This is a genomic window from Saccharothrix obliqua (genome assembly GCF_019375475.1).
Taxonomy (GTDB): domain Bacteria; phylum Actinomycetota; class Actinomycetes; order Mycobacteriales; family Pseudonocardiaceae; genus Actinosynnema; species Actinosynnema obliqua.
Map to the genome: position 1 here is coordinate 122,464 of NZ_JAHXGQ010000006.1, position 13,127 is coordinate 135,590.

General features: G+C 71.4%; 10 protein-coding genes and 1 tRNA gene. 3 read left to right on the forward strand and 8 right to left on the reverse strand.

The window, feature by feature from the left end; all coding sequences use genetic code 11:
* Positions 1-3: 3 nt before the first annotated feature.
* The gene (locus tag KZQ38_RS20090; RefSeq protein WP_219443672.1) at positions 4-1,350 is read right to left on the reverse strand and encodes an FAD-dependent oxidoreductase; all 1,347 of its coding nucleotides are present in this window, start codon (positions 1,348-1,350) and stop codon (positions 4-6) included.
* 66 nt (positions 1,351-1,416) lie between these two features.
* On the opposite strand from KZQ38_RS20090, the gene KZQ38_RS20095 reads away from it, so the two are divergent.
* Positions 1,417-2,061, forward strand: coding sequence for an aminodeoxychorismate/anthranilate synthase component II (locus KZQ38_RS20095; RefSeq protein ID WP_219443673.1), 645 nt, complete (start codon positions 1,417-1,419; stop codon positions 2,059-2,061).
* 35 nt (positions 2,062-2,096) lie between these two features.
* Here the strand turns inward: KZQ38_RS20095 and pknB are convergent, their stop codons facing one another.
* The 7 genes from pknB to KZQ38_RS20130 all read right to left on the reverse strand — a co-directional run bounded on the left by pknB (position 2,097) and on the right by KZQ38_RS20130 (position 11,566).
* Entirely contained in the window at positions 2,097-4,085 is a 1,989-nt protein-coding gene (gene pknB, locus KZQ38_RS20100; RefSeq protein WP_219443674.1) for a Stk1 family PASTA domain-containing Ser/Thr kinase, read from the reverse strand.
* 69 nt (positions 4,086-4,154) lie between these two features.
* Entirely contained in the window at positions 4,155-5,576 is a 1,422-nt protein-coding gene (locus KZQ38_RS20105) for a serine/threonine-protein kinase (protein ID WP_219443675.1), read from the reverse strand.
* Entirely contained in the window at positions 5,576-7,039 is a 1,464-nt protein-coding gene (locus tag KZQ38_RS20110) for a peptidoglycan D,D-transpeptidase FtsI family protein (protein ID WP_219443676.1), read from the reverse strand. Before KZQ38_RS20110 ends, KZQ38_RS20105 begins: the two co-directional genes overlap by 1 nt.
* Entirely contained in the window at positions 7,036-8,499 is a 1,464-nt protein-coding gene (locus KZQ38_RS20115; protein ID WP_219443677.1) for an FtsW/RodA/SpoVE family cell cycle protein, read from the reverse strand. The genes KZQ38_RS20110 and KZQ38_RS20115 overlap by 4 nt, the downstream gene beginning before the upstream one ends.
* Positions 8,500-8,503: 4 nt before the next feature.
* Positions 8,504-9,889, reverse strand: coding sequence for a PP2C family protein-serine/threonine phosphatase (locus KZQ38_RS20120; protein ID WP_219443678.1), 1,386 nt, complete (start codon positions 9,887-9,889; stop codon positions 8,504-8,506).
* The gene (locus tag KZQ38_RS20125; protein WP_219443679.1) at positions 9,886-10,347 is read right to left on the reverse strand and encodes an FHA domain-containing protein FhaB/FipA; all 462 of its coding nucleotides are present in this window, start codon (positions 10,345-10,347) and stop codon (positions 9,886-9,888) included. Before KZQ38_RS20125 ends, KZQ38_RS20120 begins: the two co-directional genes overlap by 4 nt.
* A 55-nt stretch (positions 10,348-10,402) precedes the next feature.
* Positions 10,403-11,566 (reverse strand): FHA domain-containing protein, encoded by a 1,164-nt coding sequence (locus KZQ38_RS20130; RefSeq protein ID WP_219443680.1) that lies wholly within the window; start codon positions 11,564-11,566, stop codon positions 10,403-10,405.
* A 116-nt stretch (positions 11,567-11,682) separates the two neighbouring features.
* Between KZQ38_RS20130 and KZQ38_RS20135 the strand changes: the two genes are divergently transcribed.
* Together KZQ38_RS20135 and KZQ38_RS20140 are read left to right on the forward strand one after the other, a co-directional pair.
* Positions 11,683-11,765, forward strand: a tRNA-Leu gene (locus KZQ38_RS20135).
* A gap of 271 nt (positions 11,766-12,036) precedes the next feature.
* Complete coding sequence (locus KZQ38_RS20140; protein WP_219443681.1) at positions 12,037-12,993, forward strand: ketopantoate reductase family protein; 957 nt, start codon at positions 12,037-12,039, stop codon at positions 12,991-12,993.
* The last annotated feature ends 134 nt before the right edge of the window (positions 12,994-13,127 follow it).

The window sequence follows — 13,127 nt, forward strand, 5'->3', positions numbered from 1 at the left end:
CGGTCAGGACCGGGAGACCCCCGTCATCTCCTCCCGGTCCACGACCTTCACCCGCTCGCGGCCCCTGGCCTGGCCGAGCGCGATCTCGTGGGCGTCCAGCTTGCGCCAGCCCTCGACCGTGGTGAACGGCACGGCCCGCTGCTCCAGGAAGCGGACCACGGCGTCCGGGTCGGCCACCGGCGCCTGCGGCAGGCCGGGCGCGTCGGCGAGCAGGCTGGTCACGGTCTCCAGCGCGTCGCCCTTGGTGTGCCCGATCAGCCCGATCGGGCCGCGCTTGATCCACCCCGTGACGTACACGCCGGTGACGGCCTGGTCGTCCAGGCCGAGGACGCGGCCCGCCTGGTGCGGCACGGTGCCGGTGGTGTGGTCGAACGGCACGTCCGGCAGGTGCGACGACAGGTAGCCGACCGCCCGGTACACGGCCTGCACGGGCCAGTCGGTGAACTCGCCGGTGCCCGCCACGCCGCCGTCGCCGACCAGCCGCATCCGCTCGGTGCGCAGGCCCGCGACGCGGCCGTCCGCGCCGAGCACCTCGACCGGGGCCTCCAGGAAGTGCAGGTGCAGGCGGCGGGTGCGGTTGCCGACGTCGCGGATCGCCCACTCCTGGAGGGTCTTCACGACCATCTCCACCTGCTTGTTGGAGCGGATGGCGGCCATGCTCGCGGCGCAGAAGTCGATGCCCTCCGGGTGCACGATGACCTCGACGTTCGGCGAGTGGTCGAGTTCGCGCAGCTCCAGCGGCGTGAACTTGGCCTGCGCGGGCCCGCGGCGGCCGAACACGTGCACGTCGGTGACGGGGCTGGCCTTGAGGCCCTCGTAGACGTTGTCGGGGATCTCGGTGACCAGCAGCTCGTCGGCGGTCTTCGCGAGGATGCGGGCCACGTCGAGGGCGACGTTGCCGACGCCGAGCACGGCGACCTGCGTGGCGTCGAGCGGCCAGGTGCGCGGCACGTCCGGGTGCCCGTCGTACCAGGAGACGAAGTCGGCCGCGCCGTGCGAGCCGGCGAGGTCGATGCCGGGGATGTCCAGCGGGCGGTCCTTCTCCGCGCCGGTGGAGAAGATGACGGCGTCGTAGAACTGGCGCAGCTCGTCCAGCTTGACGTCCACGCCGTACTCGACGTTGCCGAAGAACCGGATCTCGGGGCGGTCCAGGACCCGCTGGAGCGCGGTGACGATACCCTTGATGCGCGGGTGGTCCGGCGCGACGCCGTACCTGATCAGACCGTAGGGTGCGGGCATCCGCTCGAACAGGTCGATCGAGACGTCCGCGTCCGACTTGGTCAGGAGGTCTGCCGCGTAGATGCCGGCCGGACCGGCTCCGACCACGGCGACGCGCAGGTTACGGGTCATACCTATAGGTTAGGTGAGCCTAAGCTCACTACTGACGAGAGGTTGGTCACGGCTACGCTGGCGGCCATGCGCGTGCTCGTGGTCGACAACTACGACAGCTTCGTCTACAACCTAGTGCAGTACCTGGCCCAGCTCGGCGTCGAGTGCGTGGTGCGGCGCAACGACGCCGTCGAACTCGACGAGGTCTCCGGTGTCGGCGGCGTGCTGGTGAGCCCCGGACCGAGCACGCCCGACAAGGCGGGCCGGAGCATGGACGTCATCCGCCACTGCGCGGACCGCGGCGTGCCGGTGTTCGGCGTGTGCCTCGGCCACCAGGCCATCGGCGCGGTGTGGGGCGGCACGGTCGACCTCGCACCGGAACTGCTGCACGGCAAGACTTCCGTGGTGCACCACGAGGGCGCGGGCGTGCTGGCCGGCGTGCCGACCCCGTTCACCGCCACCCGGTACCACTCGCTGACCGTGCTGCCGGACACCATCCCCGCCGAGTTCGAGGTCACCGGCCGCACCGACACCGGCGTCGTGATGGCCATGCGCCACCGCACGCTGCCGGTGGAGGGCGTGCAGTTCCACCCGGAGTCCGTGCTCACCGAGGGCGGCCACCGGATGCTGGCGAACTGGCTCGCGGTGTGCGGCTTCGAGGTGCCGGAGAGCACCGTGGCCCAGCTGGAGAACGGGATGCGTCAACTGGCCTCGGCCGCCCGGCTCGGCTGACCGGCGAGGGGGTCCGGCCGGACCCCCGCCACCGCCTACCTGGTCGAGCTGGTCGGGACGACCTTGAACTCGTACAGGACCACGTTGATCCGGGCGCCCTTGCCCACCGCCTGGTCCCGCTTGTACTCGGTGTCCGCGATCTTGTTGTTCTGGCTGACGTCGTTGGTCGTGGACTTGCTCGACACGTTCAGGTCGCCGCTCCAGCCCAGCGCGTTCAGCCGCGACCGCGCCTGGCCCTCGGTCAACCCGGTCAGGTCCGGCATCAGGAACTGGTTGCCCCGCGACACGCTCAGCGTCACGATCGTCCCCTTGTCCACGCGCCCGGCCTGCGGGTTCTGCGCGATCACCTCGCCCTGGTCCTCCGGGCTGTCGACCTCCTTGAACTGCACCCGGAAACCGTTGCCCTCCAGGGTGGCGCGTGCCGACTGCGAGGTCTGCCCGGTGACGTCCGGCAGCTGCACGGTGTCCGGGCCCCGGCCCAGGGTCACCGTGATGGTGCTGCCGCGCGCGGCCTTCGTGCCCACCGCGGGGCTCTGGTCGGCGACCTTGCCGACCAGGCTCGGGTCGTCCACCTGGATCGTCTCGGTGGCCTGCTTGAACACCCACTTGTCGGCTTCGAGCTTCTTCTGCGCGTCGGCGGGCGACAGGCCCTTCACGTCCGGCACGTCGACCTGGTCCGCGGGCGCGCCCACGACCAGGTTGATCCGGGTGAACTTGTCCACCTCGCGCCCGATCGGCGGGTCGGTCTCCAGGACCTTGTCCACGTCGTCCGCGGTGCAGGCGGGCTGCGTGCCCGGCTGGCACGGGCGCGGCACGAGGATCGCGTCCAGGCCCATCCCGCGCAGCGTCTCCTGCGCGGCGCTCGCCGTCTGGCCCGTCACGTCGGGGATCTTCACCCGGTTCGCGTTGGCGCCGCCGTCATCACCGTCCAGCAGCGACTTGGTGATCCACGCGGCCAGCGCGATGACGGCGATGCACAGCAGGACGACCAGCGTGATCATGATCGTCTTCTTGCGGCGGGCCCGCCGCTCCTGCTCCTCCTCCGCCACCGGGTCGTAGTCGGCGGGTTCCTCGCGCAACGCGGACGGGCGGTGTCTGCCGCCGGTGACGACCTCCGTGCGCGGGGACTGGTTCATCACCGCCGTGCGGTCCTCGGCGGTCATCACGGCGGGCGCGGACGGGCGCTGGCCGGACAGCACGCGCACCAGGTCCGCACGCATCTCGGCCGCCGACTGGTAGCGGTTCGCCGGACCCTTCGCCATCGCCTTCAGCACGATCGCGTCCAGCGCGGGCGTCACCTTCGGGTTCAACGTCGACGGGGGCTTCGGGTCCTCCCGCACGTGCTGGTACGCCACCGCGACCGGCGAGTCGCCGGTGAACGGGGGCTCACCGGTGAGCAGCTCGAACAACACGCAGCCGGACGCGTACACGTCCGACCGCGCGTCCACCGCCTCGCCACGCGCCTGCTCCGGCGACAGGTACTGCGCCGTGCCGATCACGGCCGCCGTCTGCGTCACCGCCGCCTGGCCGTCGTGCACGGCCCGCGCGATGCCGAAGTCCATGACCTTCACCGCGCCGGACCGCGTGATCATCACGTTCGCGGGCTTCACGTCGCGGTGCACGATGCCGTGCCGGTGGCTGAAGTCCAGCGCCGCCGACACGTCGGCCATGATCTCCATGGCGCGCTTGCCGGTCAGCGGTCCCTGCGTCTTCACGATGTCCCGCAGCGTCCGCCCGTCGACGTACTCCATGACGATGTAGGGCAGCGGGCCGTACTCGGTGTTGGTCTCGCCGGTGTCGTACACGGCGACGATGGCCGGGTGGTTCAGCGCGGCGGAGTTCTGCGCCTCCCGGCGGAACCGCTCCTGGAACTGGGCGTCCCGAGCGAGGTCGGCGCGGAGCACCTTGATCGCCACGTCCCGGCCGAGCCGGACGTCCCGGCCCTTGTGGACCTCCGACATGCCGCCGTAGCCGAGGGTCTCACCCAGTTCGTAGCGGTTGGAGAGCAGTCGCGGAGTGCTCATCAGTGCTTCGTCCCGCTCCTCGTCAACGGTCCTGCCATCGCTTCCGTCCGCCTTCGTACCGTTCGGCCGTTACGCCGGTACACACGTCACCGCCACCCGTGAGCCGATCGCAACTTCGCCGCTCGGGCTGACGTCCCGCACCAGGCAGCTCGACCGGTCCCGCGGCGCGGCACCCTGCTCGGTGCGCACCTCCGGTTCGAGCCGCTGCCCGGCAAGCCTGTTCGCGACCTCGTCGGCCGGGAGGCCGAGGAGGTCGTCCCGCGTGATCGTGACCGTCGGTCTGCTCGGCAGACGGTCGGTGGAATCCGGTCCGGTGGTACCTGAGGTGGACGGGCGGGCACTCGTGGTGCCCTGCTGACTCGTCCCACCCGGTACCTCGTCGTCTTTGCCCAACCCGCGCAGGATGACCACGGCGAGTACCAGCAGCACGGCCACCAGCACAGCGACCATAACCCACAGCAGCGCCCGGTTGCGCCCCGGTGGTCGCGGCGGGAGCGGCAACGGACCGAAAGCGCCCGTGCGCGGAGTGTTCAGCTGCGGCGGTGCCAGTTGACCACCCGGACGGGGTCCGGTGACCACCACCGGCGGGGGCGCGGTCAGCGCGGGCAGCGGCGCGGAACCCACCGCCATCGCGAGCCCGGTCGGCGCGGGCAGCGGCCGGCCGGCGCGCACCGCGCCCACCGCCGCCGCGAACTCGCCGCCGTTGCGGTAGCGCTGGCGCGGGTCCTTCACCATGGTCGCCTCGATCAGCGCCCGCGGCCCCGGCGGCACGTCCGGCGGCAGCGGCGGCGCGATGTCGCGGATGTGCATCATCGCCACCGTCACGGCGTTCTCCGACAGGAACGGCCGGTGCCCGGTCAGGCACTCGTAACCGCACACCGCCAGCGAGTACACGTCGCTCGCCGGTTCCGCCGCGTGGCCCAGCGCCTGCTCCGGCGCGATGTAGTGGGCGGTGCCCATCACCATGCCGGTGTGCGTCACGGGCGCGGCGTCCGCCGCCTTCGCGATGCCGAAGTCGGTGATCTTCACCTGGCCGGTCGGCGTCACCAGGATGTTGCCCGGCTTCACGTCCCGGTGCACCAGGCCCCGCTCGTGTGCCGCCTGCAACGCGTTGCCCGCCTGCTCCAGCACGTCCAGCGTGCGGTCCGCGCCGAGCCGGCCACGCGCGATGATCGCCGCCAGCGGCTCGCCCTCGACCAGCTCCATCACCAGGTACGCGGTGTCCTCCGGCCCGTCCGGCACGGACGCCGTCTCGCCGTAGTCGTGCACCGCCGCGATGCCGGGGTGGTTCAGCGACGCCGTCGTGCGCGCCTCGATCCGGAACCGGTTGAGGAACTCGGCGTCGCCGGACAGCTCGGCCTTCAGCACCTTCACCGCGACCCGCCGGTCCAGGCGGGTGTCCGCGGCCTCCCAGACCTCGCCCATGCCGCCCACCGCGATCCGCCTGCTCAGGCGGTACCGCTCGGCGAGCAACTGGCCGGAGGTCAGCATCAGCGACTCCCGAGGTACGCGCCGATCACGGCGCGCCCGATCGGCGCCGCGACCTTGCCGCCGGTGGCGGCCAGGCCCGCGTCGCCGCCGTTCTCCACGATGACGGCGATGGCGATCTCCGGCTTCTCGGCCGGCGCGAACGCCACGTACCACGCGTTCGGCTTGGTGCTCTTGACGTCCTCGCCGCGCTCGGCGGTGCCGGTCTTCGACGCGATGGACACGCCGGACAGCCGGCCGCCCTGGAAGGTGTTCTTCTCGGACTCCACCATCATGTCGCGCAGCGCGCGGGCGTGCTCGGGCTGCATCGCCTCGGCGACGTCGTCGCCCTTGTCCTCGCTGATCACCTGGAGGTCGGGCGCGAGCACCTTCTGCACCAGGTGCGGGCGCATCCGCACGCCGTCGTTCGCGATGGTCGCCGCGACCACCGCGTTCTCCAGCGGCGTGACCAGGGCGTCGCGCTGCCCGATGCCGGTCTGGAAGATGGCCGGCCGGTCCGGCATCGGACCGAGCGTGGAGGTCTCCACGCCGAGCGGGATCTCCAGGTCGGCGTCGTCGAAGCCGAACTTCGCCGCCTGCCGGTTCAGCTTGTCCTTGCCGAGCTGGTCGGCCAGCACCGCGAACGCCGTGTTGCACGACTTGGCCAACGCCTCCTGGAGGGTGGCCGTCACGCCGTTGCCGCAGTTGGTGTCGTTGAAGTTGGGCAGCGTCGTCTGGGTGCCCGGCAGCGTGATCACCGGGCGGCCGTCGACCTCGCTCTCCTTGGTCTTGCCCTCGGCCAGCGCCGCCGCCGCCACGACCAGCTTGAACGTCGAGCCCGGCGCGTACAGGCCGGCCACCGAGCGGTTGAGCATCGGCAGGTTCGCGTCCTCCGCGATCAGGCCCTTCCACGCCTCCCGCTGCTCGTCGACGTCGTGGCTGGCCAGCACGTTCGGGTCGTACGACGGCGTGGACGCCATCGCCAGGATCTCGCCGGTCTGCGGCCGGAGCGCGACCACCGAGCCGGTGACGCCCTGGAGGCTGTCGTACGCGGCCTGCTGGAGCGCGTAGTCCACGGTGAGCTGGAGGCTGCCGCCCTTCGGGTCGCGGCCCTTGATCAGGTCCGACACCCGGCGCGAGAACAGCCGGTCGTCCGAGCCGCTGAGCAGGTCGTCCTCGGCCCGCTCCAGGCCGCTCGCGCCGAACACCGTGGAGAAGTAGCCGGTGACCGGCGCGTACGCCGGCCCGGCGTACTTGCGCAGGTAGCGCAACCGGTCCGTGGTCTTCTCCACGGTCGCGATCGTCTCGCCGCCCGCGGCGATGATCTGGCCGCGCTCGCGGGAGAACTGGTCCAGCACCACGCGGCGGTTCAACGGGTTGGTCCGGTAGTCGTCGGACTTGATGACCTGCACGTACGTGGCGTTGGCCAGCAGCAGCACCATCATCGCCATCATGGCCAGGCCGACGCGGCGGAGCGGTTTGTTCATTTGGGACGCTCCACCATGACTGTGAACTGGTCGGCGATCGCGGGTTGCTGCGGGCGTGGCTTGGGCGTGCTCTTGGGGCCGCGCGCCGCGTCGGAGATCCGCAACAGCAGCGCGACCAGGATGTAGTTCGCGAGCAGTGACGAACCGCCCTTGGACAGGAACGGCGCGGTGATGCCGGTCATCGGGATCAGCTTCGTGACGCCGCCGACGATGATGAAGATCTGGAACGCCACCGCGAACGCCAGGCCGCCGCCGAGCAGCTTGCCGAACGTGTCCCGCACCGACAACGCCGCGCGCAGGCCGCGCATCGCCAGCACGGTGTAGATCAGCAGCACCGCGGACAGGCCGACGAAGCCCAGCTCCTCGCCGATCACCGCGGTGATGAAGTCGGTGTTCGCCTCGGGGATCTGGTCCGGCCGACCGCCGCCGAGGCCCGCGCCGAACAGGCCGCCGGTGCCGAGCCCGAACAACGACTGGAGGATCTGGTAGCCCGCGTCGCGGGCGTCCTCGAACGGGTCCAGCCAGTTCTGCACGCGGATCTTCACGTGGCCGAAGAGCTGCCACGCCACCACCGCGCCGATGCTGAACATCACCACGCCCAGCACCACCCACGCGGCCCGTTCGGTCGCCACGTAGAGCAGCACCAGCACGATGCCGAAGAACAGCAGCGACGAGCCCAGGTCCTTCTGGAGCACCATGATGCTCACGCCGACCGCCCACGCGGCCACCAGCGGACCCAGGTCGCGGGCCCGCGGCAGGTCCAGGCCCAGCACGCGGCGGCCCGCCGTGGTGAACAGGTCGCGCTTGGACACCAGGAACGCCGCGAAGAACACCATCAGCAGGATCTTCGCGAACTCACCCGGCTGGATGGAGAACGCGCCGAACGCCAGCCAGATCTTCGCGCCGTTGATCTCGGGCGCGATGAAGCTCGGCAGCACACCCGGCAGCACCAGCGCCACCAGGCCCAGGAAGCCGAACGTGTAGCCGTACTTGGCGAGCGTGCGGTGGTCGGACAACACCTTCAACGAGGCGCAGAAGAGCACCAGCGCGATCGCCGTCCACAGCACCTGCTTCGGCGCGGCGTCCGACCACGGCTGGCCGCCGGGCAGCGCGACGTCCGCCATGGCCAGGTCGATCCGGTGGATCATGACCAGGCCCAGGCCGTTGAGCAGCGCGACGCACGGCAGGATCACCGGGTCCGCGTACGGCGCCCAGCGGCGGACCGCCAGGTGCGCGACCGTGAGCACGCCCAGGAAGGACAGGCCCAGCCAGAGGATCTGGATGGTGAGTTCCTTCTCCTGGTTGGCGTCCACCAGGATGAGCGCGATCGTGACGAGGCCCGCGGCGAACGCGAGCAGGACCAGTTCCGTGGACCGTCTGGTGGGCGGCTTCAACCCCGGCGACGTGCTGCTCGCCGCCGCGAGCGGTGCTCCCTCCGCGCCGGTGACCGGCGAACCCATACGCCTACTGACCCTTCCGGCAATCAGTGCCCGGCTTCTGCGCGAGCGAGGGCAGCGGTGTGCCCTCCAAGGTGGTGGTCGTCGGCGCCGTGGTGGTGGCCGACGGGTCCACCGGTGTGGTGGTGGTCGGTGTGGTGGTGGTCGGCTGGTCCCGGGGGCACAGCGGCAGGGTCTGCTCGGTGCGCAGGCGGCGGATGGCCTCCCGCGTCTCCTCCAGGCCGTCCACGTCGGTGATGCCGTTGCGGACCACGTCGCGCATGGAGACCTTCAGGTCGTCGACGGTGATCGGCTCGCACGCCTGCGCGCCGGGCGGGCAGGAGCCCTCCACCAGCGCGTGCAGGTCGAAGCCGAGCACGCTGCCCGGCACGCCGCGGAACACCGACACCTCGCCGTCCGGTCCGACGCCCACGTAGTGCTGGCGCAGGACGTACCAGCGGGTGCCCAGGCCGGCCGCCGCCAGCAGCAGGAGCAGGAACACGACCAGGCCGAGCGCCTTGAGCCGCGTGCCGCGCCGACGACGCGGGTCCGGTGGCGGCTGCGGCGGTTCCGGGCGCGGCGGGACCGGTCGGGGCCCCGTTATCGAACTCGCCCGCGAGGCGGGCGAGTCGGGTGGCGGTGCGTCGTCGCTGCCGTCTCCGGCGGCGCCGCCCACTATCGGGGCGTCCTCGCCGAAGTCCACGTCGACCACGTCGGCGACCACGACCGTCACGTTGTCCGGTCCACCGCCCTTGAGCGCCAGCTCGATCATCCGGTCCGCGCACGCCTGCGGGTCCGGGATGCGGATCGCCTCGTCCAGCGTCTCCAGGCTGACCACGCCGGACAGGCCGTCGGAGCACAGCAGGTAGCGGTCGCCGGGGCGGGCCTCGCGCACCATCAGGCGCGGTTCCACCTCGTGGCCGGTGAGGGCGCGCAGCAGCAGCGAGCGCTGCGGGTGCGTCGCGGCCTCCTCCTCGGTGATCCGGCCCTCGTCGATCAGCGACTGCACGAACGTGTCGTCGTGCGTGATCTGCGTGAACGTGCCGTTGCGGAGCATGTAGGCGCGGGAGTCGCCGATGTGCACCATGCCCAGCCGGGAACCGGCGAACAACACGGCGGTGAGCGTCGTGCCCATGCCGTCGAGGTCCGGGTCGGACTGCACCAGCTCGGAGATCGCGCCGTTGCCGGCGATCACCGCGTCGCGGAGCTGGCCGAGCAGGTCGTCGCCCGGCTCGTCGTCGTCCAGCGGTGCGAGGGCGGCGATCACCACCTTGCTCGCCACCTCGCCCGCGGCGTGGCCGCCCATGCCGTCGGCGAGCGCGAGCAGGCGGGGACCCGCGTACACGGAGTCCTGGTTGTTGGAACGCACCAGGCCCCGGTCGCTGCGGGCCGCGTATCGAAGGACGAGGGTCATGAGCGCAGCTCGATCACCGTTTTGCCGATTCGGATCGGGGAGCCGAGCGGGACCCGGAGTGGGGCCGTGACCTTCGCCCGGTCGAGATAGGTGCCGTTGGTGGAGCCCAGGTCCTCCACGTACCAGTCGGTGCCGCGCATCGACAGCCGCGCGTGCCTGGTCGACGCGAAGTCGTCGTCCAGCACGAGCGTGGAGTCGTCCGCGCGCCCGATCAGGATCGGCCTGCCGTCCAGGGAGATGCGGGTGCCCGCCAGCGCGCCGTGCGTCACGACGAGTTGGCGGGGCGCCTTGCTCCCCTTCGCGGCCTTCTTGGCCCCTCTACGCAGGCCGGGCGTCGGAACGCGCAGCCCCGACGCCGCGTACAGGTCGGACCGGACCACCCTCAGCGCAGCCAACACGAACAACCAGAGCAGGACGAGGAAACCCGCTCTGGTCAGCTGCATCACCAGCTCTGGCACCGGTTGTAACCGCTCCTGCCTTGAGTGCCGTCACGCCTTCGCCCGTCTCGACCAACTAGCCCTGGGTGCGGAAGACCAGCGAGGAGTGGCCGATGCGGACGACATCGCCTTCCGCGAGCTGCCAAGTCTGCACCGGAGTGCCGTTCACCGTGGTCCCGTTTGTCGAACCGAGATCAGCGAGCATGGCACTGTGCCCGTCCCAGGTGATCTCCAGGTGCCTCCTGGAGACGCCGGTGTCGGGCAGGCGGAAGTCCGCCTCCTGGCCGCGGCCGACCACGTTGCCGCCCTGCTTCAGGTTGTACGTGCGGTTCGAGCCGTCGTCGAGGTGCAGGGTCGCGTTGAGCTGGCGCGGGCCCGACTGGACGGCGGGCGGGGCGTAGCCCTGGGCGGGGTCGCCGTAGCCCTGCTGGCCGTAGCCCTGGTCGTAGCCCTGCTGGCCGTAGCCCTGCTGCTGGCCGTAGCCCTGGTCGTAACCGGGCTGGCCGCCGTAGCCCTGCTGGCCGTAACCCTGGTCGTAACCCTGCTGCTGCTGGCCGTAGCCCTGGTCGTAGCCCTGCTGGCCGTAACCCTGGTCATAGCCCTGCTGCTGCTGGCCGTAGCCCTGGTCGTAGCCCTGCTGGCCGTAACCCTGCTGCTGGCCGCCGGCGTAGCCCTGGTCGTAACCCTGCTGCTGCTGGCCGTAGCCCTGGTCGTAGCCCTGCTGCTGCTGTTGGCCGTAGCCGCCCTGCGCGTAGGGGTCGTAGCCGGGCTGGCCCTGTCCTTGTCCGTAGCCGGGAGGCTGGCTCATGGATCCGTCTCCTGTGCGAGGTGGTGCTGACCGTCGGCTGGAAACTTTCACATCGGGGTCGACGGACGAGCTGGTTCGGAACTGTCCGGTGTGCAGCGCGTCGGAGCGCTCCAGGGAGACTACGACGTCACCATAGGTATCCCATCCGCTCTCATCGAGGTGCTCTCGGATGGAGTCCCCGAGGAGCTGGGTGATGCGTAGTTCATCCTGGCCGTCACCGGCAAGCCGATCGTGGTCCTGGGGACCCAGCAGGACCTGGTAGTGGTTCGGTGCCAACAGCCGCCCACCCGCCAGTTCGCGGATGTTGACCTCCGCCTCCCGCGCGAGGGCCTGCGCCACTTCCTGCGGGACGACGTTGCCGCCGAACACACGCGCGAAGGTGTTGCCGACGATGCCTTCGAGACGGCGCTCGAAGCGCTGTACGAGGCCCACGGCAACCCTCCGACTCGGTCGACTTCCGACCCCGATCGTATCCGGGGTGACGTGCCGGTACACGGGGCAATTGGTAACCCGGACGTGGGCCGTGCTAGTGTTCTCCACGTCGCTCCGGGCGAGTGGCGGAATGGCAGACGCGCACGGTTCAGGTCCGTGTGTCCGAAAGGACGTGGGGGTTCAACTCCCCCCTCGCCCACACATAGCGGGTTGATGGAAATCAACCCTGCGGACCGCGAGTAAGTGGTCCGGTACAGGTGGTAACGGTAAGGCCCCGCTCCGGCGGGGCCTTACTGCTGTTCCGGGTTTTTTGACCCCGATTCCGTGTGACTCGGACCACTGCGCCGGTCCGTCGACGGCGGTCGGGCCGGTGGTGTTGATCACAGCCGCCGCCCGCGCCCGCCCCGCGATCGCGGCCACACTGGCAGGAGCGGAGATCGGTTCCGGTCCTACTGCGGGCGGGGTGCGGCTTGCGGGTTCTCATGTTCGGTCGAGGTGTGATCGCCACGGTGTACGGCTGGGCGCTGGAACGCGCCGGGCACGACGTCGAGTTCTACGTCCGGCCGGGCCGCGCGGCGGCGTACGGGGGAGCGGTGGACCTCGACCTGTTCGACCTGCGGCGACGCCGGGTGCGGGGTGAGCGCGTCGTGCGCAGGTGGCCGGTGCGCTTCCGCGAGGAGCTGACGCCGGACCACGACTTCGACCTGGTCGTGCTGAGCGTGCCGCACCACCGCCTCACGGCCGCGGCGGACTTCCTGGCGCCACGCCTCGGCAACGCCACCGCGCTGGTCTTCGGCAACACCTGGGCCGAGCCGGCGACCGCGGTCGGCAGCCTGCCCGCGGACCGGGTCGCCTGGGGCTTCCCGCAGGCGGGCGGTGGTTTCGGTGCGGACGGCGTGCTGCGCGGGATGCTGTTGCGGTCGGTGGTCTTCGGCACCTTCGGCACGCCGCCGACGGAACGCGAGCGCGCCGTGCGGGAGGCGTTCCGCACGGCCGGGTTCCGGCTGCGGGAGGAGCCCGACTTCCGCGGGTGGCTGTGGCTGCACTTCGCGGCGGACGCGGGGCTGCACTCGCAGGGCCTGCGGGTGGGCTCGCTGGCCGGGTTGATCGGGGCGCGGCACGACCTGCGCGAGGCCCACCTCGCCGTCCGCGAGCTGCTGCCGCTGGTGGCGGCGCGTGGCGTGGACCTGCGTCGGCACCGGGCGGGCGTGCTGCCGTACCGCGCGCCCGCCTGGCTCACGGCGACCGCGCTCGCCTGGCTGCTCGACCACGTGCCCCCGGTGCGCGCGAACTTCGCGGCGCACGCCGACCCCGCGGCCGAGGAGCCGCGGGTGATCTGCCGGGACGCCCTGGCGGAGGCGCGGCGGCTGGGCGTCCCGGTGCCGCGGCTGGCGGCGGCCGAGCCGGAGTTCGCCCTGGACGGTTGAACGCCACAACCACTCGTCCGGGCCACCCCCGTCCGGGTGGCCGGTCGGTCCGGGGCGGCCCGGCCGCGGTCGCCCTGTGACGTCCGTTACTCCGCTGCGGGTACACGAACCGGTCCGGTCGGCGGCGTCCGATC

Excerpts from the sequence above, each read along its gene's own strand:
- KZQ38_RS20090 (WP_219443672.1), bottom strand. The coding sequence starts at position 1,350 with ATGACCCGTAACCTGCGCGTCGCCGTGGTCGGAGCCGGTCCGGCCGGC.
- KZQ38_RS20115 (WP_219443677.1), bottom strand. The coding sequence starts at position 8,499 with ATGGGTTCGCCGGTCACCGGCGCGGAGGGAGCACCGCTCGCGGCGGCG.
- KZQ38_RS20105 (WP_219443675.1), bottom strand. The coding sequence starts at position 5,576 with ATGCTGACCTCCGGCCAGTTGCTCGCCGAGCGGTACCGCCTGAGCAGG.
- KZQ38_RS20110 (WP_219443676.1), bottom strand. The coding sequence starts at position 7,039 with ATGAACAAACCGCTCCGCCGCGTCGGCCTGGCCATGATGGCGATGATG.
- KZQ38_RS20120 (WP_219443678.1), bottom strand. The coding sequence starts at position 9,889 with ATGACCCTCGTCCTTCGATACGCGGCCCGCAGCGACCGGGGCCTGGTG.
- KZQ38_RS20095 (WP_219443673.1), top strand. The coding sequence starts at position 1,417 with ATGCGCGTGCTCGTGGTCGACAACTACGACAGCTTCGTCTACAACCTA.
- pknB (WP_219443674.1), bottom strand. The coding sequence starts at position 4,085 with ATGAGCACTCCGCGACTGCTCTCCAACCGCTACGAACTGGGTGAGACC.